Below are 21,575 nucleotides of genomic sequence, written 5' to 3' on the forward strand. Positions count from 1 at the left end.
GTCCTCATGCGCTACTTCGGAGTGGAAGAGGCCAACCGTCTCATCCCGCTGCTCACCCGTACCTTCGAGAAGGTGCGCCCGTGGGTGGAGCGCGCGCATTCCACTGTCCGCGAGCTGAAGTCACTCCTGGGCGCCGGGGCCGGAGCGGAGCGCACCGCGCCCCTGCGCGCCGAGCGCGACGCGCTGCTCGAGAAGATCCGCGCCGAGCTGGAGCAGCTCCATGAGCTGGGCGTGGAGCTCAAGGCCGCCGATGGCCTGGTGGATTTCCGGGCCCTCAAGGGAGGGCGACCCGTCTACCTCTGCTGGCGATTCGGCGAGCCGGCCGTGCAGCACTGGCACGAGCTGGACGGCGGCTTCGCGGGACGGCGGCCCATCGTCGACGCCCGGGACTTCGCCCCCTCCTACTTGAGCTGAACCCCGGGTCTCGTCGGCCCCATCGGCCTGACGGAGAGGGCCTCGTCTCCCCGCCTGCCCCCGACCACGGTTCCAGCATCGCGGGGTGCTTCCTACCTTCCGCGAATACGCGCCGGAGAACCGGCCGACAGCTCAGGAGATAGGGATGCGGACCTACAGCTTCGATCACTACAAGGCGGACAAGCCGGAACCCAGCACGACGAACCCGGGTGGCGCCGAGCAGACACCTCCGGCGGAGCAGGCGAAGCCCGCAGTGCCGCCCTCGGAAGAGGGACAGCTGCATTACGGCCGCCAGCACGCACGGACGGCCGAGCTGTACCAGAAGCGCCGCGAGGAGCGGGAGCGCGCGGAGCAGCTGAGCGTCTCCGAGGCCCAGCAGGAGCCCATGGGCTCGGAGGTCCCGCCGATGGAGGCCAGCAAGGCGGAGACCCAGGAGCAGCCCGCTGTCGCCGCCCAGCAGGAGGAGCCCGGACACGAGGGCCTGAAGGAGCTGGCGCAGGATGCCGTGACGAGCGTGGTGCAGGCGGCTCGCGAGGCCGCCAAGGGACGCCCCCTGACGGGCGCCCGGAAGCTGGCCGGTGATGCGATGTCGGGCGTGCTCCGGGTGGCACGCGAGGTCTCCGCCCTCAGGGCCGAGAAGAAGGGGCCAGGCAAGAAGCGCTAGCACCGCCGTGCCACCCTCGCCCCGCGCGCCGCCCATCCCCACCTTGGAGAGAGGCTTCTCCCCGGAGGAATCGCATGTTCCGACCCCTGACAGTGTTGGTGACCGGTGCCACCGGAAAACAGGGCGGCGCGCTGGCCCGACTGCTCCTGAAACGAGGTCACCGGGTGCTCGCCTTCGTCCGCTCTCCGGATTCGCCCCTGGCGAAGGACCTGCAGCAACGCGGCGCGGAGCTCACCCCGGGTGACTTCGATGACCCGGACAGCCTCGAGCGCGCCATGAGGGGCGTGGACGCCGTGTTCGCCGTGGCCACGCCCTTCACCTCGGGCGGTCTCGAGGGTGAGGTGCGCTACGGCCGCCACCTCATCGACGCCGCGAAGCTCGCTCACGTGAGTCACTTCATCTATTCCTCGGTGGCGGGCGCGGACCAGAACACGGGCATTCCCCACTTCGAGACGAAGCACGTGGTGGAGGAGCACCTGCGCCACAGCGGCCTGCCCTACACCATCGTGGCCCCCGTCTTCTTCATGGAGAACTTCCTCGGGCCCGCGTTCGCCCAGCGACTGCACGAGGGCGTGCTCTCCATGGCGCTGCCGCCCCACCGCGGGCTGCAGATGGTCCCCGTGGCGGACATCGCCGCCTTCTGCGCCCGGGTGCTGGAGTGGCCCGAGGAGCTCTTCGGCCGGCGCATCGAGGTCGCCTCCGACGAGGTAACGGGTGAACAGGCCGCGGCCCTCATCTCCTACGTCAGCGGGCACAAGCTGCGCTACGAGGAGATTCCCCTGGAGGCCGTCCGCTCGCGCAGCGAGGACCTGGGACTGATGTTCGAGTGGTTCCAGCGCGAGGGCTACCACGTCGACGTCTCCCTGATGCGCCGGGACTACCCCGAGGTGGGCTGGCACACCTTCGAGGACTGGGCCCGCGCGCAGGACTGGGATGCCCTTCTAGGTACCACCTGGCGGGGCCCCGTCGCCGCCGAACCCTCGCCCACCTAGCCCGTCCAGCGAGCAGCCACCATGTGCCCTCGCGCACGCGCCCGGGGTCCTTCCTAACTTTCCGGGAGGAGACCCCCATGCGTACGCGTGCCCCGTGGCCCGTACTCGCGGCGCTGCTGCTCGCCGCGGGCTGCGTGAGCCAGACGACCCTACAACCCCTTCCAACGACTCCCACCACCCAGGCGGGCTCGGCCGTGAGCGAGGCCGAAGGTGTGCGCCTCGTGGCGAACGGAGCCGCCTGGCGGGGCAATCCCTCCAACCTCGAGAACATCGTCACCCCGGTCCAGGTCCGCATCGAGAACCAGAGCGGCCGGGCCCTGCGCATCGACTACGACCACTTCGTGTTGGTGGGCGACTCGCGCTTCGAATACTCCGCCCTCGCGCCCTTCGAGCTGCGCGAGGAGGGCCTCTCCGCCGTGGGTGGCTCGGGAGTCGACGGCAACGTCGCCCTGGGCGTGGGCATCGGCTCCTCGTGGGGATGGGGACCGGGTCCGCTGCGCTCCTCGTACGGCTGGGGACGCTGGGGCTGGGGCCCGGGTTGGTACGGGCCGGGCTGGTATGATCCCTTCTATGGGCCCTACTACGGCTCCTACGCCTGGCGTCCCCCGGAGCCACTGCCCACCCGGGACATGGTGCGCAAGTCCCTGCCCGAGGGCACGCTCGAGACGGGCGGCACCCTCACCGGCTTCCTCTACTTCCAGAACGTGAGCGAGCGCGAGGGCCACGTCACCCTCCAGGCGCGCCTGGTGGATGCGCGCACCGGAGAGCGATTCGGCACACTCTCCATCCCCTTCGTCGTGCGCTCCTAGTGCAGCAGCGTGGGGCGCTCCGTGAGGGCCATCGGCGGATGGGGCAACAGCGAGTCCTCGCCGATGAGCCCCACCTTGCGACGGATGGCCTCGCCCTTCACGGGCAGGCCGAAGAGTGGACCGAAAAGACAGACGTCGAACGCTCCGGCGAGCAGGGGCACCAGCCCCACCAGTGACAGCAGCTTCCCCCTACCGGAGCCCGAGGACAGCCCGCCCACCACCAGGGCCGCCCCCGCCAACATGCGTGTCCAGCGTCCCGTCCTCGAAGCCATGAATCCCACCATACGCACCTCCCAGGCCCGAGGAAGATGGGCACGCGAGGGCAGACGACACCAGCGTCCCCAGGCCGCTCGCCACCTTCGTGCACCGGCCAACCCTCCTCGCATGTCTGCTTGCCCGCCCGGTGCCGGGCGACTGTCACGTCCCTAGGTTGAATGCTGGGGGCCGCCGCCCGCTGCCCCGCTCGTGGAGGAGGGAAGAGCACATGGTGGAACGTTCGGAACTGCACGCGGGGATGACGGTGTGGACCCACCGGGGCGAGAAACTCGGACAGGTGGTCGAGGTCACCGAGGAGGAGCTCATCGTCGAGAAGGGCCTCCTCGTCTGGCGCAAGGACTACGCCGTGCCGCTCGATGACGTGCGGGAGATCATCGCGGACGAGGTGCACCTCCGCCATGGTCCGGACAGCCTGCTCTCCGGGCCCCGGGAAATCCCCCGCCCGGCCCGGCGCACCACGCACTGAGCGCTCGCGAGGGGAGGGCTTCAGGCTCCGAAGTCCACGCGCTGTACCGCGTCGTCCGTCCGCGCGACCTGATAGACGTGCCACGCGGCGACCAGGTCCTGGAAGGGCAGGCCCACCGCACCGAAGAGGGTGACCTGCCCCGCGTCGGTCCGGCCCTTCTTCGTCCCGGCCAGCACCTCGCCCAGCTCCGCGTGGATGACCTCGTCACCCAGGCCCACGCCCGCGGGCGCGCCCATGGCGACATTCAACGCGCGGTGATCACAGAAGAAGGTGGACTGGCGCAGCAACCCGGCGGCGAGCTCGGCCTTGCCCGGCTCGTCCGCGCCCAACGCGGTGATGTGCGTGCCTCCGCGAATCATCCCCGGATAGAGGAAGGGCTCGCGCGAGGGCGTGGCGGTGATGACGATGTCCGCGTCCTCCACCGCCTCCTCCACCGACATGGCGGGCCGCACCGGGAGGTCCAACGCCTTGTACATGCGGGTGGCGAAGTCCACGGCCCGCGCCACGTCCACGTCATACACGCGCACGTGGTTGAGGCTGCGCACCAGCCGCAAACTCTTGAGCTGCATCGAGGCCTGGGCCCCCGCGCCGATGAGCGCCACCCGGGAGGCGTCCTGCCGGGCGAGCACGTCCGCGGCCAGCGCCCCCACCACCCCGGTGCGCAGCGCCGTGAGGTGCCCCGAGTCCATCACCGCCAGCAGCGCCCCCGTCTCCAGGTCATGCAGCTGCAGAACGCCCTGGATGGCCGGAGAGCGGCCGGGGAACTTCGCGTGGACCTTCACGGTGTAGGCGGGGATGCCTTGAAGGGTGCCGGGGAAGACCACCAGGGCGCTGCCGTGCTCGTGCAGGGCCCCCCGGGCACGCTGGGGCTCCACCGAGCGGTGCTCGGCGTCCGTGCGGAAGGCGTCGCGCATCTCCGAGAGAAGGGTGAGGGCCTCCATGTGGCGGATGACGTCGGTGCGGGAGAGAAGGAGCGTGCTCATCTTCCCCCCAACCTAACCCTTCCCCCTCCTTCCGGGGGCCATGTCGTGCCCGATGGGCGGCAAGGGAGCTGCCCGCCGGGGAGGGACGGCCCGCGCGAGGAGCGCCCGGGGATTCCGTCGCATGACGAGGGGTACTCCAGGCGCTCCGCCGACCCTCGGTCCAGGATCTCTGGTACGAGGCGGGGGCGGCCCACCATGAGCAGACTCGAGGCTGGCGGCGGGGGGCAGCCTCGGGGGAGCGCGCTCATGCGGGACCAGGATCCACCTCAACCGCTCCGGACCTCCGTGCCGGAGCGCGGTGAACACCGGCTGGCGGTGCTCCTCCGACGACACCGGGAGGACATCCTCACCGACTGGGCGCATGCCCTGCACGCGCATGCTCTGGAGCACGCATCGGAAGGCGTGCCGCCACGCGACCACCTCCCCGGCTTCCTCGAGTTGCTGGCGGACGCGGCGGAGAACGCCCACGACGAACCGGGAGCGAGGGAGCCCCAGGCCCTCACCCAGGAGCACGCGCTGGAGCGGTTGGAGCAGGGATGCACGCCCGAGGAGGTGGCCTTCGAGTACAGGCTGCTGCGCGCTTGCATCCTCCAGCGGCTGGCACGAGAGGGCCACGGGCCGAGTCTCACCGAGCTGGAGCTGCTCGACGAGGCCATCGACCAGGGCGTCATCCACGCCCTCACCCGCTACGGCCAGGTGCGCGAACGGATGCTCCACGCACTGGAGCGCGTGTCCCAGGTGGCGCTCGAGAGCGAGGACGTGGACACCTTCCTGCCCAAGCTGCTGCGGGTGCTGATGGAGGCGGCGGTGGCGGTGGACGGGGCCCTCATCCTCCTGCGCGAGGGGGACCTGCTGCGGCTGCGCGCGGCGGAGGGCCTCGGGGCGGGGCGAGCCATGGCCGAGGGCTTCAGCATCTCCATGGACCAGGGCATCTCCGGCGAGGTGATCAGCGGGCGGCGGCCCCTCCAGGTGCGCTCGGCCGCCACCGACCCGCGGATGAGCTACGACCTCCCCCGCGAGCTCGGCCTGCGCGCCACCTACAGCGTCCCGCTCCTACACGGCGAGACACTCATCGGCGTGGCGCACATGGGCTCGCGGACCGTCTTCGACTTCAGCGAGTCCGACAAGCTGCTCTTCCGCACCATGATGACCCGCGCCACCGGCTTCATCGTGCAGGCGAGGCTGGCGGAGCGCGAGCGGCTCGCACGGGACGAAGCCCAGCGCTCACTGGCGCAGCTCAACACACTGCTGGAGGCCGCCCCGGTGGGAATCGGCTTCCTGGACCGGGAGCTCCGCTACCTGCGAGTCAACGACACCCTGGCGAAGCTCAACGGCCAGCCGGTGGCCTTCCACCTGGGGAAGACGGTGCGAGAGGTGCTGCCCGGGGAGATCGCCGACACCCACGAGCGCCTCTTGCGGCGGATACTGGCGACGGGCCAGCCGGTATCCAACCACGAGTTCACCAGCCGGAACCCTGACGACACGGGCCCCACGCACCACTGGCTGGGCAACTACTACCCGGTGCGCGCCGAGAGCGGCGAGGTGCTGGGGGTGGGCTGCGTGGTGGTGGACATCACGAAGCAGAAGGAGGTGGAGACCGAGCTACGCCGCTCGGGCGAGTTGCGCGAGCAGCTCATCGGGGTGCTGGGGCATGACCTGCGCAACCCGCTCAACGCCATCAGCGCCTCGGCCTACCTGCTGCAGCGGAGCGAAGACCTGGAAGACAGCGCCGCCCAGCGCGCGGTGGAGCGCATCCGCAACAGCGCGGCGAGGATGACGCGGATGCTCAGCGACATCCTCGACTTCGCTCTCAGCAGCATGGGTGGCGGCCTGCCCGTGCACCGCGAGCGGGCGAACCTGCACGACATCTGCCGGAGCGCGCTGGAGGAGCTCCAGGTGGCCCACCCGGGCCGTCAGTTGGAGCTGGACGCGAGGGGCGATGGCTGGGGCTGGTGGGACCCGGACCGGCTGACGCAGGTGTTGGGCAACCTGGTGAGCAATGCCTTGAACCACGGCCGGCCGGACAGTCCCGTGCGCGTGGAGGTGCGAGACGCCGGGAGCGAGGTGCGCCTCTCCGTGCACAACGAGGGAGAGCCCATCTCCCCCGAGCTGCAGGCGATGCTCTTCCAGCCCTTCCGCCGCGGCGCCATCGGTAAGGCGGCCACCCGCAGCGTGGGGCTGGGGCTCTACATCGTCCGGCAGGTGGCGCGCGCGCACGGAGGCGAGGTGGAGTTGCGCTCCAGCCGGAACGAGGGCACCACCTTCACGGTGCGCCTGCCGCGCGACGCGCCCGCCCGTCTCACTTCTTCGCCGGTGGCGTGAGGGCCAGGGTGTGCAGGGCCTCGGCGACCATGCGGGTGGCGGCGTCGAGGTTGTCGAGCGAGATGGATTCGTCCGGAGCGTGGCCCGTGTAGAGGTCTCCGGGGAAGGCGGGCCCGAAGTCGACGGCGCGAGGGAAGAGACGCGCGTAGGTGCCACCGCGCACGGACGTGGGCTTCGCCTCCGGTTCGCCCCGGTGCCGCTTGTAGATGTCGAGCAGCGTGGTGACGAGTGGCCCCGAGGTGTCCGCCACATGCGGGTCACCCACGTACCGGCTCCCCTCACCGCCCTTCACCGCCTTCGGCTCCCTCACCCGTCCGCCCGAGTCCCGCGAGAGCAGGGCCGCGGCCTCATCGAGCGAGGCGTTGAAGGCGGCGTTGTCCCGGCCCTGGGGCCGGCGCATGTTGACGCCCAGGCTCACCTTCCCGTCCTTCACCCGCAGCACGGTGGGCGCGACGAGGAGACGGCCCATCAGCGCGTCCTGGTAGGCCACGCCCAGCTTCTCGCCCCAGTTGTCCCCGTCGAAGCGGCTCGCCACCACGCCCAGCAGGGCCTCGATGCCGTTGGACTCCAGGGGCAGCTTCGCGGCCACGGCGGCCAGGTCCCACATCGCGTTGTGCCCCTCCTCCGCCACCGAGGCGTGCACCGCCTTGCCATGGGTGGTGAGGACGACCTGGGCGCCCTCCTGCTTCACCTCGGCCTGGAGCGAGGGACGCGCCTTCCGCACCTCGGCCACGGCGTCCTTCACGGCGGCGAGCGCCTTGTCCGGCGCCAGCCCCGCGGGCTCCAGCTTCAGCACGGCGGCGCCAGGCACCTGGGTGAGGAACTCTCCCGCGGTGACGTCCACGGCGCGCATCCGCCCCGCGGTGGGCTGAGCGGGCGCGGTCCCGAGATCGGCCTCGAGCTGCCACGCGACGAAGCCGCCCTGCGCCGCCACCACCGGGAAGTTCGAATCCACCGAGATGACGTGCGTGGGGTGCGGCGTCTGCGTCTCGGCGTATTTCTGCATCCCGCTCCAATCACTCTCCTCGCCGTTGCCAATGATGACGAGCACCTTGCCCTGGCGGGGGCTCAACCCCAGCTCCTTCGCCAGGGAGATCGCCACGAGGGTGGAGGCCAGCGGACCCTTGTCGTCCTCGACACCGCGGCCATACAGGCGGCCCTTCTCGACGTACGGCTCGAAGGGAGGCTTCTTCCACTCGTGCGCGGGCGCGGGGACGACGTCCCCGTGGAAGACGAGCCCCAGCCTCGGCGCGCCCTCGCCCCAGGACAGCTCGAAGACGTCATTGCCACCCACGGAGCGGAAACCGAGGCCGTGCTCGCGGGCCCACTTCTCCAGGAAGCGGCCCATGGCGGCGACCTCCGGGCTCTTCGCCGCGGGCTGCTCGCTGCTCACGGTCTTGAAGCGCACCAGCGACTTCGTGAGGTCCACCACCTCGTCGAGCGCGCACGCCTTGACGTATTCGGCGTAGCGCTCCGCGGGGGACCTGCCCTTCAGGGCCTTGTCGGAGAAACGGGCGGCGCGGGCCTTGGGAGTGCCCTTGCAGCGGGCATCACCGGCGAGCGCGACGGAGGGAAGCAGGAAGCACAGGGCGGCGAGCAGTCGGGTTCGCATCGCGGCCCGGTGTACACCCGGGAGTGGCGCGTGTCCCGGGCTACCGAGGGGAGCACCGGTCCGCGCTGGCACACGCTCATCAGGAGCGGCCAACCCCGTGGGAGCGGCCAGCCTGCTCGCCTGCTGAAGTACGGCGGCTCAGCGGCCGTTGCGGCGGCTGCGCACGGGCACGGGGATGGGGCGGAGGTGGCCGCCGGACTGATCGTCCTCGTCCCGCACACCCGCGCGCGCGAGGTGCTTGGACAGCCGGCCAACGAGCATCAGGCCCGCCATCCGGAAATCGGAGAAGAGCGACCACAGCGGGTACTTGAAGGTCGCGGGGCGGTTCTTCTCGAGGGTGAAGTGGCTCACCCAGGCGAAGCCATAGCCCGCCACCACCGCGGCCGGCAGCAGCGCCACGTTACCCGTCAGCGCGGCAGTGACCCCCAGGCTCACCGCCACCGAAGTGCCCAGGAAGTGCAGCCAGCGGGTGATCGGCAGCGAGTGCTCACGCAGGTAATACGGCCAGAATTCGGCGTAGGTCGGGATGCGCTCGGTCATAGGTGAATTGTGCTTCCGGAGCCTCCCCTTCCGTCAACCCTTTGCAACACCTCTTTGATGCTCCGGTATCATTCGGTCCAGGTTTGTAGGGATGCGGGAGGACGGATCGTGAACGACTGGACGCCCAGGCTCAATTCCACCACCGCGCTCGCCAGGCTTCCTTTGACCCCCGAGGAAGGCTTCGTCCTCTCGCGCCTGGACGGCGCCACGCCCGTGCGGCACCTGACGGCCCTCACCGGACTCCCTCCCGAGCGCATCCAGGCCATTCTGACGCGCCTCGTCGAACACGGCGCCGTGCTCCCCGCGCCCACCAGCGCCTCCGCGCCCACCCCCTCCGCGACCACGCCCCGGAGCGCCGCACCGCCCCAGCAGGAGGAGTCCTCGGAGGAAGAAGGCGAGCCACTCCTGGTGGACGGCGAGGAGACCCTGACCCCCGAGGAGGACGCTCCCGAGGAAGACGCCTCGGCCGAGGCCGCCGCGGGCAACTGGAGGCAGCTCTTCGAGCGACGGTTACACCCCCTCCCGGAGGACGAGCGAGCAAGCCTCGCCCGCTCCGCCGAGGAGCCGGAGCTGTCCGCCTTCTGCTTCGACCCGGTGCCGGCGGTCATCAAGTCCGTGCTGGAGAACATGCGGGTGGGCCTGGGGCACGCGCGGCTCATCGCGCGGCACCACCACAACCCGGTGGGACTGGAGGCGCTCTGTGGCCGGGCGGCCTTCGCCTCGGATGTGGGAGTGCGCCGGTGGCTGGTGCGCAACCCGCAGTTGCCCTCGGGGCTCTACCGCCGCCTGTGGAGTGGCCGCCGCCTGCTGGAGCAGTACAAGGTGGCGATGGACCGGGACGTGCCCGAGGGCACCCGCCGCACCGCGCGCGAGGTGATGCGCACGCGCTTCAACACCGCGCCCGCCGAGGAGCGCGTGGAGCTCATCATCAACACCGAGGGGAGGGTACTGGCCTCGCTGGTGGGGCTGGGGGTGGACGGCAAGACGGCGGCGCTGTTGTGCGGGCGCACCTACCGCTCGCCCATGCTCATCCAGAACATCGCGCGCTGGAGCGCGGCCCCACCGGTGCTCATCGCGCACCTGCTCAAGCAGGAGGCCGTGAGGAGACAGCCGCAGCTGCGCATGCTGTTGCAGCGCCACCCCAATGCCCCCGCGGACGCGCGCCGCGGGTAGCGCCGGGTACGAGGGACATGAGGCAGGTTCTACGAGTTCCCGGAGCACGCGGAGACGGTGTGGATGGCGAGCCGGGCTTCGCCTGCCATCGCAGGACCGCCCACGAGCCCTGGAGGTGCGAGTCACTCGAAGATGCGGCCCTCGAGCGCCTCGATGGCGGCGCGCACCTCCGTCGGCACGGGCACCTTCTGGTAGGTGGGGTACTGCAGGGTGACGAGCACCGCGCCACCGCGCGCGTAGCGCACCCCACTCTGGGCATCCTCCACCGCGTACTCCATGGTGATGCTCGTGGTGCCGATGCGCGTGACGCGCGCGCCCACCACCAGCTCCGCCGGGAAGACGACGGGGCGCAGGTACTCCGCGTTCGTCGCCGCGACGATGGGGCCCACGCCGCCCTCGGGCTTCTGCATCTCCGGGCTCACCAGCCCCACCCGATTCATGTAGGCGATACGGGCCGACTCGAACCAGGTGAAGTAGCGCGCGTTGTTCACGTGTCCGTACGCGTCCATCTCGCTCCAATGGATGGGGAAGCGCACGGTGATGGGGAAGTCGTTCATGGAACGGCCATGCACCACGGCCCGGGCCCCTCGGCAACCGGAATCGTCCGCTCGCCCGCTCGCTCGGAGAGCGGGCTCGGAAGTTCGCGGAGTTGACCGGAACTCGGGCCTGGGGGACCGTCACGCACAGTGACACAGCACGAGCCTGGTACCGCCAAGAAGCCGCAATCTCCGGAGACGCACGAAGAGCCCTCCCGCGACTTCACCCTCCACGACGTCGGCCCCAGCGACACCGGGACCGCGACGAAGCCCCGGCAGCACGCGGACATGGTGCGCTGGCTCCACCCGGGCATGCTCATCCGCACCGGCCTGGACGCGCTGGTGGCCGCCGTCTTCGGTGCTCGCGCGGACCACCGGCTCATCGAGGCCGTGGTGCGCCCGCAGCCGCCCTACTTCGACTACTCGGAGGAGTCCCCCGACGAGGACTTCTGGCTGGACTACGTGGCGGACACCGGTGACGGGTGGAACTCCACCTACGCCGTGGCGCGGTTGATGGCGCTGCCCTCGCTCGAGGTGAAGGACCCCGAGAACCAGTCCCACACGCTCGAGCGCGGGCGCATCCTCGTGCTCGGCGGAGACCAGGTGTACCCGGGCGCCAGCCGCGACACGTACGAGGAGCGTCTGGTGCTGCCGTACGAGGAGGCCATGGCGCGCACGAAGGCGCCCAGCCCGGACCTGTTCGCCATCCCCGGCAACCACGACTGGTACGACGGGCTGGCCGCCTTCATGCGGCTGTTCTGCGCCAACCGCTGGGTGGCGGGACGGCGCACGCGCCAGAGCCGCAGCTACTTCGCCCTCAAGCTCCCACACGGGTGGTGGCTCATCGGCACGGACGTGCAGCTCGACAGCGACATCGACGTGCCCCAGGTCGAGTACTTCCGTCAGGTGGCCACGCACATGAAGCAGGGGGACCGCATCATCCTCTGCAACGCCGAGCCCGCGTGGATCCTCGCGGCAGCCTCCAAGCGGCGCCGCGGCTACCTGGAGAACAACCTCGAGTACCTCCAGGAGAAGGTGTTCGGCCGGCGCATCTGCCTCTTCCTCGCGGGCGACCTGCACCACTACCGGCGGCACGAGGGCCCCGATGGCCGGCATAAAATCACCGCGGGCGGCGGAGGGGCCTTCCTCGCGCCCACCCATGCTCCGGCGGCGCCGCGGCTGCGCGATGGGTACGTGCAGAAGAAGAGCTTCCCGGACGAGAAGACCTCTCGGGAGCTGGCGCGCCAGAACCTCCTCCTCATCCGCCACAGCCCGCTCTTCGGGCTGATGACGGGCGCGCTCTACCTGCTGCTCGCGCTGGCGACGTACACGGAGCTCGGCGCCTTCGGCCTGTCGGACTACAAGGAAGCCGTCAGCGCGGTGGCCTCCTCGGTGGTGACCCGCCCGTGGTCACTGACGCTGGGGCTGGCCACCCTCGGTGGGCTGATGGGGTTCGCGGACAAGGCCTTCGGACGCTGGCGCCTGCTGGTCGGCGGACTGCACGGCCTGGCGCACATCCTCGCCGCGTTCTTCGTGGCGTGGGGCTCGGTGTACTTCACCGTCAGCGTGCTGGGCTTCTGTCCCGAGGTGATACAGAGCAACGCATCGCTGGTCCCCGGGGTCGCCCTGTGCTCGGCCGGATGGAAACACGTGTGGGCCAAGTTCTTCCTGAGCTCACTCTTCACCTTCGTGGGCGGATTCCTCGTCGGGCCCTTCATCATGGGCCTGTACCTGATGGTGAGCGTCAACGGCTTCGAGGCCCACTCCAACGAGGCCTTCATCTCGCTGGCCATCCCCGACTGGAAGAACTTCCTGCGGCTGCGCATCGACAAGGACGGGCAGCTCACCGTGTTCCCCGTGGGCCTCGAGCGCGTGCCTCGCAAGTGGAAGGAGACGCACGCCGGCCCCTACGCGCCCGCCTATGAGCCCGATGACCCCCAGGCCACCGAGCCCCGGCTCATCGAGGCCCCCGTGCACGTGGTGCCCCGGAAACGCGGCTCAGTCCCATAGCGGCGCGGAGCACTCGCCGCACTGGCGCTGCGCCAGGTCCAACCACTCCAGGGCCTCGCCGAGCACCTCCGCCGCGCTCCGGCCGTGCACATCCAGCACCCGGTAGAGCTCGCCGAAGCGGTTGGCCACCGCCAGCACCGCCGTCCCGGGCACGCGCCCGAAGCGCTCCGCGAGCTTCCACGTCACCGCGCCCTCCGGGTCCAACAGCGCCCCGGGCAACAGCGGCTCTCCGGGCCGTCCGGGCATCACCACGCTGAAGGCCTCGACCTCCTCCTGGCGCCACCCGGGCGCCCGTGCCATCAGCTCGCGGTGGAGCCCCTGACAGGCATCACAGTTGGCGTGCAGCAGCGCCACCAGCATCTCCCGCCGCTGCCATGCATCGCGCGTCCCACGCGGATGACCGTCCTCGGACTCGAGTTGGAACAGGGGGATGTCTCGTCGCAGCGGCATGGGCCACCTCCTCTCCTTCGATAACACCCGGCCCCCCCACCGAATCCCACATCCACTCCAGCCCGGAAATGTCGGGAAACAGCTGGATCAGCAGCGCGTTGGTCCGTTTTCGTGTAAAATTATGACATGACTGGCTTCTCACTCTCCGTGAATCCTCGTTTTACCCTCGCCTGCCTGCTGGCCGCATGCGTGGCCCTGGGGGGTACGGGGTGTGCCACGACCTCACGGGCAAGCACCTCCCCGCTTCCCGCGCCGGAGCCGATCGCCGAGTCCACGCCGGCCCCGGCGCCCGAGCCCCAGCCGACTCCAGCACCCGTCGCCAAGGCCGGGAAGCCCAAGGCCGGGAAGCGGGCCGTGCCTCGAAGCACCCCCGAGGTGAAGGCCGAGACGAAGACGCCCGTGGCGGCGAGGACACCCGTGGCGGCGAGGACGCCCGTGGCGGCGAGGACGCCCGAGCTGAGACGGCCGCAGATGGACGGAGCGAACGCGTCGCTGGGAGCCACGCCCTCGCAGCCCGTGCCCTTCGAGCCCGGGGGAATGACGCGCCCCCAGCGGGTGAGCGGGAGGGAGCCGCAGCTCACCTCGGAGGCCCGTGCCGAGCGCGTGCGCGGTACCGCATTGGTGCGCTGCGTGGTGACACGCGAGGGCCAGGTGACGAACTGCCGGTTGCTCAATGGCCTGCCCCACATGGAGCAGGAGCTGCTCGAGGCGCTGTCCACCTGGCGCGTCACGCCCGTGATGGCGCAGGGCAAGCCGATCGACGTGGACTACACCTTCGTCGTCCGCATCCCCGCGGGGTGAACCGGACGCCGGGGAAGGAATGGCGGGCCCGCTTACGCGGGACCTGTCGTCGCTCCCCAGGATGATGAAGCATCTCCATCTCCGTCCCGGGGACCTCGCCGGCCGGGTGGCACGAGGGAGAATGCGGCGTTAAACCTGCCGCCATGTCCAAGGGTTCCGTCTTCGGTGGGAAGGCCCACGGTCCGCGCCTCGAGCGCATGCGTGCATCACCCCGTTTCCGCGACGGGGTCTTCAAGAACACCGCGCCGGTGGGCCCCGGGCTCAAACCCGGCACCACGTTCTCGACGATGAGCGAGTACCTGCGCGGTGGCAGGGACCGGACCCCTCCCGCGCCCCTGCCGTCCGAGAGTCCGCTCGCGACGTGGGCGCGGCCGGTGGACACGGGACTGCGCGCGACGTGGCTCGGACACTCGACGGTGCTCATCGAGATCGACGGGCTGCGCGTGCTCACGGACCCCGTCTGGGGCGAGCGCGCCTCGCCCATGTCCTTCGCGGGGCCGAAGCGCTTCCATCCGGTGCCGGTGACGCTCTCGCAGCTGCCGCCGCTGGACGCGGTCATCGTCTCGCACGACCACTACGACCACCTCGACTACCCGACGATCCTCGAGCTGGCGCGGACGGACGTGCCCTTCTACACGTCGCTCGGCGTGGGCGCGCACCTGGAGGCGTGGGGCATCGCTCCGGAGCGGATCACCGAACTGGACTGGTGGGAGTCCGCCATGCTCCCGCGCGGAGAGCTGCGCATCACCGCCGCGCCCTCGCAGCACTTCTCCGGCCGCGGCATGGCGGATCGCAACCGCACGCTCTGGTCCTCGTTCGTCATCGAGAGCCCGAAGCACAAGGTCTTCTTCAGCGGCGACACGGGGCTCACTCCGGAGTACGGCGACATCCGTCAGAGGCTCGGGCCGTTCGACCTGGTGATGCTGGAGGTGGGCGCGTACCACCCGGCGTGGGGCCACATCCACCTGGGGCCGGAGAACGCGCTGAAGGCGCTGGAGCTGCTCGGCGGCGGTGCGTTCCTTCCGGTGCACTGGGGCACGTTCAACCTCGCCCTCCACGCGTGGGACGAGCCGGCGGAGACGCTCGTGCGGCTCGGGCAGGAGCAGCGGGTGCGGCTGGTGATGCCGAGGCTGGGAACGCCGGTGGAGCCGTCGCGGGTGGAGAGCGTGGAGCCGTGGTGGCGCTCCGTCCGCGCCGCCAGCGAGAGCGAGCCGCCCCTGACGAGCGCCGCGGAGCCCACGAGCTGAGCGGCGTCACTCCCCCGGAGGCAGGGGCGTGTACGTGCCGCCCCGGGACTCCACGGCCTGCCGCACGGCCTGCTCGAACTCCGCCCGGGCGGTGAACATGCGGATGCCCCCCAGCTTGATGCCGGCCATCGTCACGCCCATCTCGACGAGGCTCGAGCCGATCAGCACGCTGAGGGAGCTGAGCCGGGGCGCGACGCGCAGACCCAGGTCCGTCAGCTCGGTCCGGGCGTCCGTGGTGTAGAGCGCCATGGCCTCCCAGTCATGGAAGATGTCCACCTTCTGCCGGTTGCGGGAGATGAGCTCGTCGACGGCCGTCACGACGATCCGGGAGAACGCGGAGTCGAACAGGGGCCCGCGGAACCTCAACACGAGGACATGGAGGGCGGGGCTCCACAGGCGCAGCTCTCCATTGGTGGAGGTCCACGTCCGGGTTCCATTCGCGAGCGACCTGATGAGCATGGTGGGGCGCGCAGTATGGCAGCGAGCGCCCTGTCACGCGAGACTGCGCGCGAGACTCCCCAGGGTGGCCAGGGCGCCCTCCAGCCGCGGGGACCAGGGGAAGCCACAATTCAGGCGGATGAAGTTGCCGTAGCGCCGCTGCGCCGAGAAGATGGGGCCGGGCGCGATGCTGATGCCCGCCTCCAGTGCCCGCGAGTGCAGCACCAGCGCGTCCACCTTGCGCGGCAGCTCCACCCAGACCAGGGGGCCTCCCTCGGGCCGGGTCACGCGCGTGCCCTCGGGGAAGTGTCCACCAATGGCCTCCACCATCCGCTGCACCTGCGAGGCGAGTTGCTTGCGCAGCGAGCGCAGGTGTCGGTCATACCCGCCGTCGCGAAGGAAGGCGGTGATGGCGAGCTGGGGCAGCGTGGGCGTGGCCACCGTCTGCGCGAACTTGAGCAGCTCCACCTTCTCCCGGAAGCGCCCCGGGGCCACCCAGCCCACCCGGTAGCCCGGCGCCAGCGTCTTGGAGAAGGAGCCGCACAGCAGCACGAGGCCCTCCTTGTCGTGGGCCTTCGCCGGCCTGGGGCGCCGCGGGCCGAAGTGTAGATCCCCGTAGATGTCGTCCTCGATGAGGGGGATGCCCCGGGCGGCGAGCATCTCCACCAGCCGCTGACGGTTCTCCTCCGGCATGCAGCTGCCCAGCGGGTTGCTGAAGCTGGGCACCACCAGCACCGCGGCCACCTTGCGCTTCTTCAGCGTGGCCTCCAGCGCGTCCAGCTCCATGCCGTGGCGCGGGTGGCTCGGAATCTCCAGCGCGCGCAGCCCCTGCGCTTCGATGGCCTGCAGCGCGCCGTAGTAGGCGGGGGACTCGATGGCCACGGAGTCACCGGTGCGGGCCACCGCGAACAGGCTCAGGTGCACCGCCTCCGAGGCCCCGCACGTCATCACGAAGTCCTCCGGCGCGAGCGGGCATCCCCAATCCAGCGAACGGCGCGCCACCTGCTGCCGCATCACCAGACATCCCGGGGGCATGTCGTAGTCGATGGCCACCTCGCCGGACTCGCGGGCCAGGAGGGACAGCTCGCGGTTGAGGCGCCGGGTGGGCAGCAGCGCCGGAGAGGGAGCCGCCGCCCCGAGGGGAATGATGCCCGGGTCGCTCACCGCGCGGTACACCCGGGCCACCAACGCGCTCACGCTCACGGGCGAGGCCGTGCCCGAGGGTTGGGACACCTGGGGCTCGGCGGGCAGGGGGCGCTCGCGCCGGCGCACGTAGTGCCCGGACTGGGGCCGCGTCTCGATGAGCCCCATCGACTCCAGGTGCAGGTAGGCCTGCAGCACCGTGGACACGCTCACCCGCTCGCTCGAGCTGAGCTGGCGCACCGAGGGCAACCGGTCCCCCGCCCGCAGCGTGCCCGCCGCGATGGCGTCGCCGAGCCGCTCGGCCACCTGCTCGTACAACCTCGACTTGTGCGCCGCGCTCGCCTGCCTCATCGCGTCCTCCTCTCCGAGACCTGTCTCCGCTCCTAACGGGGTGGCCTGTTCCGGCACAGATACAGCTGCCCCTCGCGAGGACCAGCACAGTTCGACGGGAGTGAACTGTACTGGTTACAAACGCACCGCGCTGAATCTGTTCCGCTCGTCGCCCGGGACGCATGTTGAGTGCTCGAGAGGAGGCGGCACATGGCCTGGAAGACACGCGTCGCGGGTGAGGAGCCGGCGGGACTGGCGCTCGCACAGGGCGCGCTGTGGACGTACCTGCCCCGCATGGGAGGGTTGATGCTCTCCTGCTGCGAAGGCTCGGTGTGGCTCACCCGCGAGGGAGACTCCGAGGACCACGTGCTGAAACCCGGGGACGCGCTCCAGGTGGAGGGACATGGACGGGTGGTGGTGCAGGCACTGCGTCCCGCCCGCCTGTACTTCGCCCCCACGCCGCAGCCCGAGTCCGCGCGCGTGCTGGAGGGGCTGCTGCTCGGCGCGCTCGGGGTGGTGGCCTTCAGCCTCACCCTGCCCGCCACCCGGGTGGCCGTGCCGGAGCTGGGCAGCACCGTGGTGGGACTGGGCCGGGCGGTGGTGGCGGCGGTGCTCGCGGGGCTGGTGCTGTCCGTGCGCCGCGAGCGGCTCCCCGAGCGCCGGTACTGGCCGCGCCTCGCGCTGGTGGCCGGAGGCGTGGTGGTGGGCTTCCCCCTGCTGTCCGCGCTCGCGCTGCGCCACATGCCCGCCTCGCACGGCGCGGTGCTGGTGGGCCTGTTGCCCGCGGCGACGGCCGTGGCCGCCGTCTTCCGGGCGCGCGAGCGTCCCTCGTGGGGCTTCTGGCTGTCGGCGCTGGCGGGGCTCGGCGGCGTGCTGGCCTTCGCGGTGGCACAGGGCGCGGGGCTGCCCACGGCGGGGGATGCGCTGATGTTGCTCGCCGTGGCCGCGGCCGCGGTGGGCTACGCCGAGGGTGGCGTGCTCTCGCGCGAGCTGGGGAGCTGGCGCGTCATCTGCTGGGCGCTGGTGCTCTCCGCGCCCGTCCTCGTGCCCGTGGTGGCGCTCTCCGTGGAGCCTGGGATGCTCTCCGCGAGCCCGCGCGCATGGCTCGGCCTGGGCTACGTCTCGGCGGTGAGCATGTTCCTCGGCTTCTTCGCCTGGTACCGGGGACTGGCGCTCGGGGGCGTGGCGCGTGTCAGCCAGCTCCAGCTCGCCCAGCCGCTGCTCACCCTGGGGTGGTGCGCGCTGCTGCTCGGCGAGCCGGTGGGGCGAGGGACACTCGGGGCGGCCGTGCTGGTGATGCTGTGCGTGCTCACCAGCGTGCGCAGCCGCGTGCGGCGCGTGGGGCCATAGGCGCCTCAGGCCACCGTGAGGATTTCCGCGCCCTGGTCCGTCACCAGGATGGTGTGCTCGAACTGCGCCGTGCGGCTGCCGTCCGCCGTCACCGCCGTCCAGCCGTCATCCCACGTCCGGTGGTGCCAGTGGCCGAGCGTAATCATGGGCTCGATGGTGAACGTCATCCCGGGCTCCATGATCGTCTTGGCCTCGGGATCGAAGTGGTGCGGAATCTGGAGCGAGGTGTGGAAGCGCTCGCCGATGCCGTGGCCACAGTAGGCCCGCACCACGCCCATGCGGTTCTTCGTCGCGTGCGCCTCGATGGCCCTGCCGATGTCGTTGATGGGACGGCCGGGCTTCACCGCCTCGATGCCGAGCATGAGGCACTCACGCGTCACCTGCACCAGGCGCTCGCTGTCCGGGTCCACCCTGCCCACGAGGTAGGTGGCCGAGCAGTCCCCGTGCACGCCCTCGAGGTAGATGGTGATGTCGAGGTTGATGATGTCGCCTTCCTCGAGCGGCCGGTTGTCGGGGATGCCGTGGCAGATGACCTCGTTGATCGAGGTGCAGATGGACTTGGGGAAGCCGTGGTAGTTGAGGGGGCTCGGGTAGCCGCCGCGGCGGATGTACTCCTCGTGGGCGATGGCATCGAGCTCGTCGGTGGTGATGCCGGGGCGCACGTGGGCGGCGGTGGCGTTCATCACCTCGGCGGCGGCCTTGCAGGCGCGGCGCATGCGGGCGATGACGTCCGGGCTCTTCACCTCGGAGGGAGGGAAGAAGCGGCCGGGCCGGCCCGACACCGCGTAGTCCGGACGCGGGATGTGGGCGGGAACGGTGCGCATGGGGCTGATGACGCCTGGCCGGATGCCACGCGAGGGGGCTTCTGGCCCTCGCTTGCGTGCCTCCACGGCGTCCGCCCCCCGGTGACACTTCTTGTACTTGGTGCCGCTGCCGCACCAACAAGGGTCGTTCGGCTTGGGCAACACTGCGGGTGCGACCCGCACGGTGGAGACGTCGGTCATGTCATGGAGCTATAGCCCCTGGGAGCGAACCGCGCACGCCTTCTCGGCTGCCCGCCCCGGGGGTGCCCAGGCCCGGACACGCCGCGTCAGGTAGGACTGGTTGGGTGTTCACTGTGCGAGAATCCCCGCCCTCCGGTGCACGCCAGGAGAGCGCTCCATGAGGTTCCCCTCGAAGGCCCGGTTACGGCGGGCGGTGCTCGCCGCCAGTGCCCTGCTCACGGCCTGCGGCTCGGCGGGCTACTCCGTGGACTCCGCCACGAGCGCCTGCCGTCAGAACCCTGCCTACTGCGCCACCGCGGCGGGCGAGGAGGCCGTGGTGCCCACCAGCGTCCGGGGCGCCGCCGAGCTCGCCTCCGTGGGGGCCACGCTCCGGGTACTGACGGCCAGCATGAAGTCCAGCATCGAACGCGAGTTGGTGGAGTGCGCTGAATGGGCGAGCGACACGGTCAACCGCCGACACTTCGGCGGCAACAGCCCCTCACGCAGCCAGTGCCAGGAGCAAATGGGGATGGACCCATGTGGAAAAAAGGTGACGAGGGCCATGCAATTGGGCACCGAGAAGCACCACCTGGCCCTCCAATGCGCGGAGCAGAAGCTGGGCGCGCTGATACCGGGACGTTTCAGCCTGGAGCAGCGCTACCGCTACGACCGACAGACAGGGCAGAAACAACTGGTCAGCCGCGAGGCGGCACAGACACTCCGCCAGCAGAGGTGCGCTGACGAGCTCCTGGGTACACTCGAGCCCGATGTGGTCATCCACTCGGGCAATCCGCTCGAAGTCCTGGCCATCTACGACTTCAAGTTCCCCTGCCCTTCCACCAATGAACCCAGGTGGAACGACCATCCCCCAGGACACCCCTACGAGAAATTCTCGCAGGGGGCGATGTACAAGGAAGCCTTTGGAGTAAAGCCCCATCCCGTGGCACCCCGATGGGGAGTCTACCCATGAGCGAGCGTTTCCCGAGGCTCCGCGTCCACGCACGGAATGGTGAAGTCCTGCTCTGCGATGGCCTGAGCATCTGCTTCTACATGCGCCGCTCCCATCAGGAGATAGCGCCAGGCGTGATGCGCTCGCTGGACACCTATCTGAGAGCCTTGGGACCCCAGGCGCTCTGTTGGTACGCGGATCATGAAGGGGACTGGCAGGAGCTCGATACCGCGGGATGGGAAGTCGTCCAGAGTGAGCTGAGTGCAGGCAACTCCGCACGCGTCACGCTGAAGGACATCCCGGGGGGCGCTGGCCAGTACCGGTTCGAGTACTACGGCAGACAGCTCGATGCCCCCTGGTCTGTCAACAAACCAGGGATGGTGTCCGCGGTGGAGTTCTGGCTGCCCACCGAGTTCCTCGAAGAGCACGGACCCGAGCGGGTGCGAGAACTGGCGCAGGAGATGGCGGCACCGCTGCCCTTCAACTCCGGCCACGCGGGCCTCTCATTCAACGCCTTGGGACAACTCCCGGGCGTGTCTGGAGAGATTCGCCAGTCGTGCTTCCGCTACCCGGGAATGGACGTCCGGGATGTGGAAGACCTCGCGTCAAACCTCGGTACACGCGTGCGAGGAGCGTACTGGCTCACCTTCCTGGGCCAGCCCGTGCTGGGTGAGTTGGGAGGCGCGGCCGGTCTGCGCGCCCGTCTCTCCTCCCCGGACATCACCGTCCAGGAGATGGAAGGAGCGCGGGCCGTCGTCACCCTCGGCATGTGGCCCGAGGCCGGTGACACCGAACAGGGCCACGACCTGCCCCTGTATCGCGAGCTGGCACGGGTCCTGGAGCCCTGGCTCTACCAGTCTCCCCCCACCCAGGACAGCGCCGCCGATGAAGACCTGCGCCGCTGGGAGCGCCGCTTCCTCGACTGACTCCCGCCACGGGAGCACGGGTGTGCGCCACTGGAGCGCTGGCCCTCCACCCCATTCCCGCCCGGAGGCCGTGTGGGAGAGCGGAAAGGCGACGAGGAACCATGCTCCAGGGCGCACCCCGACAACCTAGGAGGAACCCCTCACGGGAGCAAGCGCGAAAC

22 protein-coding genes are annotated in these 21,575 nt (G+C 70.4%); 13 read left to right on the top strand and 9 right to left on the bottom strand.

All coding sequences use genetic code 11. From position 1 onward, the window contains the following. Positions 1-6: 6 nt before the first annotated feature. The 4 genes from JQX13_RS09625 (at position 7) to JQX13_RS09640 (ending at position 2,879) form a co-directional block, all read left to right on the top strand. The gene (locus JQX13_RS09625) at positions 7-414 is read left to right on the top strand and encodes a DUF2203 domain-containing protein (protein ID WP_203408741.1); all 408 of its coding nucleotides are present in this window, start codon (positions 7-9) and stop codon (positions 412-414) included. A 145-nt stretch (positions 415-559) separates the two neighbouring features. Beyond that, complete coding sequence (locus JQX13_RS09630; protein ID WP_203408742.1) at positions 560-1,078, top strand: hypothetical protein; 519 nt, start codon at positions 560-562, stop codon at positions 1,076-1,078. 74 nt (positions 1,079-1,152) lie between these two features. Next, the gene (locus JQX13_RS09635; protein ID WP_203408743.1) at positions 1,153-2,070 is read left to right on the top strand and encodes an NmrA/HSCARG family protein; all 918 of its coding nucleotides are present in this window, start codon (positions 1,153-1,155) and stop codon (positions 2,068-2,070) included. A 77-nt stretch (positions 2,071-2,147) separates the two neighbouring features. Beyond that, complete coding sequence (locus JQX13_RS09640; RefSeq protein ID WP_203408744.1) at positions 2,148-2,879, top strand: hypothetical protein; 732 nt, start codon at positions 2,148-2,150, stop codon at positions 2,877-2,879. On the opposite strand, the gene JQX13_RS09645 is transcribed toward JQX13_RS09640, so the two are convergent. Continuing rightward, positions 2,876-3,151 carry a YgaP-like transmembrane domain gene (locus JQX13_RS09645; RefSeq protein ID WP_239014651.1) on the bottom strand — a complete coding sequence of 92 codons (276 nt, stop codon included), beginning with the start codon at positions 3,149-3,151 and terminating at the stop codon, positions 2,876-2,878. The genes JQX13_RS09640 and JQX13_RS09645 overlap by 4 nt on opposite strands. 212 nt (positions 3,152-3,363) lie before the next feature. Between JQX13_RS09645 and JQX13_RS09650 the strand changes: the two genes are divergently transcribed. Beyond that, positions 3,364-3,621, top strand: a complete 258-nt coding sequence (locus JQX13_RS09650) for a hypothetical protein (protein WP_203408746.1) — start codon at positions 3,364-3,366, stop codon at positions 3,619-3,621. Between the two features lie 20 nt (positions 3,622-3,641). Here JQX13_RS09650 and JQX13_RS09655 read toward each other — a convergent pair whose 3' ends face one another. Beyond that, positions 3,642-4,604 carry an ornithine cyclodeaminase family protein gene (locus JQX13_RS09655; protein WP_203408747.1) on the bottom strand — a complete coding sequence of 321 codons (963 nt, stop codon included), beginning with the start codon at positions 4,602-4,604 and terminating at the stop codon, positions 3,642-3,644. A gap of 195 nt (positions 4,605-4,799) precedes the next feature. Here JQX13_RS09655 and JQX13_RS09660 point away from each other — a divergent pair, with 195 nt between their 5' ends. Then, positions 4,800-6,926, top strand: coding sequence for an ATP-binding protein (locus JQX13_RS09660; RefSeq protein ID WP_203408748.1), 2,127 nt, complete (start codon positions 4,800-4,802; stop codon positions 6,924-6,926). Here JQX13_RS09660 and JQX13_RS09665 read toward each other — a convergent pair. Together JQX13_RS09665 and JQX13_RS09670 are read right to left on the bottom strand one after the other, a co-directional pair. Then, positions 6,904-8,538, bottom strand: coding sequence for a Sapep family Mn(2+)-dependent dipeptidase (locus tag JQX13_RS09665; RefSeq protein WP_203408749.1), 1,635 nt, complete (start codon positions 8,536-8,538; stop codon positions 6,904-6,906). The two genes, JQX13_RS09660 and JQX13_RS09665, sit on opposite strands and share 23 nt — an antisense overlap. A gap of 138 nt (positions 8,539-8,676) precedes the next feature. Continuing rightward, entirely contained in the window at positions 8,677-9,078 is a 402-nt protein-coding gene (locus tag JQX13_RS09670) for a DUF962 domain-containing protein (protein WP_203408750.1), read from the bottom strand. Positions 9,079-9,186: 108 nt separating this feature from the next. Between JQX13_RS09670 and JQX13_RS09675 the strand changes: the two genes are divergently transcribed. Next, complete coding sequence (locus JQX13_RS09675) at positions 9,187-10,251, top strand: hypothetical protein (RefSeq protein WP_203408751.1); 1,065 nt, start codon at positions 9,187-9,189, stop codon at positions 10,249-10,251. A 122-nt stretch (positions 10,252-10,373) separates the two neighbouring features. On the opposite strand, the gene JQX13_RS09680 is transcribed toward JQX13_RS09675, so the two are convergent. Then, on the bottom strand, positions 10,374-10,808 hold the full coding sequence (locus JQX13_RS09680) for an acyl-CoA thioesterase (RefSeq protein WP_203408752.1): 435 nt from the start codon (positions 10,806-10,808) through the stop codon (positions 10,374-10,376). Positions 10,809-11,075: 267 nt separating this feature from the next. Between JQX13_RS09680 and JQX13_RS09685 the strand changes: the two genes are divergently transcribed. Next, entirely contained in the window at positions 11,076-12,797 is a 1,722-nt protein-coding gene (locus tag JQX13_RS09685) for a metallophosphoesterase family protein (RefSeq protein WP_203411951.1), read from the top strand. Here JQX13_RS09685 and JQX13_RS09690 read toward each other — a convergent pair. After that, positions 12,786-13,247 carry a hypothetical protein gene (locus JQX13_RS09690; RefSeq protein WP_203408753.1) on the bottom strand — a complete coding sequence of 154 codons (462 nt, stop codon included), beginning with the start codon at positions 13,245-13,247 and terminating at the stop codon, positions 12,786-12,788. The two genes, JQX13_RS09685 and JQX13_RS09690, sit on opposite strands and share 12 nt — an antisense overlap. Positions 13,248-13,373: 126 nt before the next feature. On the opposite strand from JQX13_RS09690, the gene JQX13_RS09695 reads away from it, so the two are divergent. After that, positions 13,374-14,048 (top strand): energy transducer TonB, encoded by a 675-nt coding sequence (locus tag JQX13_RS09695; protein WP_203408754.1) that lies wholly within the window; start codon positions 13,374-13,376, stop codon positions 14,046-14,048. A gap of 143 nt (positions 14,049-14,191) precedes the next feature. Beyond that, entirely contained in the window at positions 14,192-15,295 is a 1,104-nt protein-coding gene (locus JQX13_RS09700) for an MBL fold metallo-hydrolase (protein ID WP_203408755.1), read from the top strand. A 6-nt stretch (positions 15,296-15,301) separates the two neighbouring features. Here JQX13_RS09700 and JQX13_RS09705 read toward each other — a convergent pair whose 3' ends face one another. Together JQX13_RS09705 and JQX13_RS09710 are read right to left on the bottom strand one after the other, a co-directional pair. Further along, positions 15,302-15,754, bottom strand: coding sequence for a hypothetical protein (locus JQX13_RS09705; RefSeq protein WP_203408756.1), 453 nt, complete (start codon positions 15,752-15,754; stop codon positions 15,302-15,304). A gap of 33 nt (positions 15,755-15,787) precedes the next feature. Continuing rightward, positions 15,788-17,227: a PLP-dependent aminotransferase family protein gene (locus tag JQX13_RS09710; protein ID WP_203408757.1), complete on the bottom strand. Its 1,440-nt coding sequence runs from the start codon at positions 17,225-17,227 to the stop codon at positions 15,788-15,790. A 189-nt stretch (positions 17,228-17,416) separates the two neighbouring features. Here JQX13_RS09710 and JQX13_RS09715 point away from each other — a divergent pair, with 189 nt between their 5' ends. Beyond that, positions 17,417-18,556 carry an EamA family transporter gene (locus tag JQX13_RS09715; RefSeq protein WP_203408758.1) on the top strand — a complete coding sequence of 380 codons (1,140 nt, stop codon included), beginning with the start codon at positions 17,417-17,419 and terminating at the stop codon, positions 18,554-18,556. 5 nt (positions 18,557-18,561) lie between these two features. On the opposite strand, the gene map is transcribed toward JQX13_RS09715, so the two are convergent. Then, complete coding sequence (gene map / locus JQX13_RS09720; RefSeq protein WP_203408759.1) at positions 18,562-19,560, bottom strand: type I methionyl aminopeptidase; 999 nt, start codon at positions 19,558-19,560, stop codon at positions 18,562-18,564. 157 nt (positions 19,561-19,717) lie between these two features. On the opposite strand from map, the gene JQX13_RS09725 reads away from it, so the two are divergent. After that, a complete protein-coding gene (locus tag JQX13_RS09725; protein ID WP_203408760.1) occupies positions 19,718-20,509 on the top strand; it encodes a hypothetical protein in 792 nt (263 codons plus the stop codon). After that, on the top strand, positions 20,506-21,414 hold the full coding sequence (locus JQX13_RS09730) for a DUF3396 domain-containing protein (RefSeq protein WP_203408761.1): 909 nt from the start codon (positions 20,506-20,508) through the stop codon (positions 21,412-21,414). Before JQX13_RS09725 ends, JQX13_RS09730 begins: the two co-directional genes overlap by 4 nt. Positions 21,415-21,575: the final 161 nt, after the last annotated feature.

Source organism: Archangium violaceum, from assembly GCF_016859125.1.
GTDB classification, from domain to species: domain Bacteria; phylum Myxococcota; class Myxococcia; order Myxococcales; family Myxococcaceae; genus Archangium; species Archangium violaceum_A.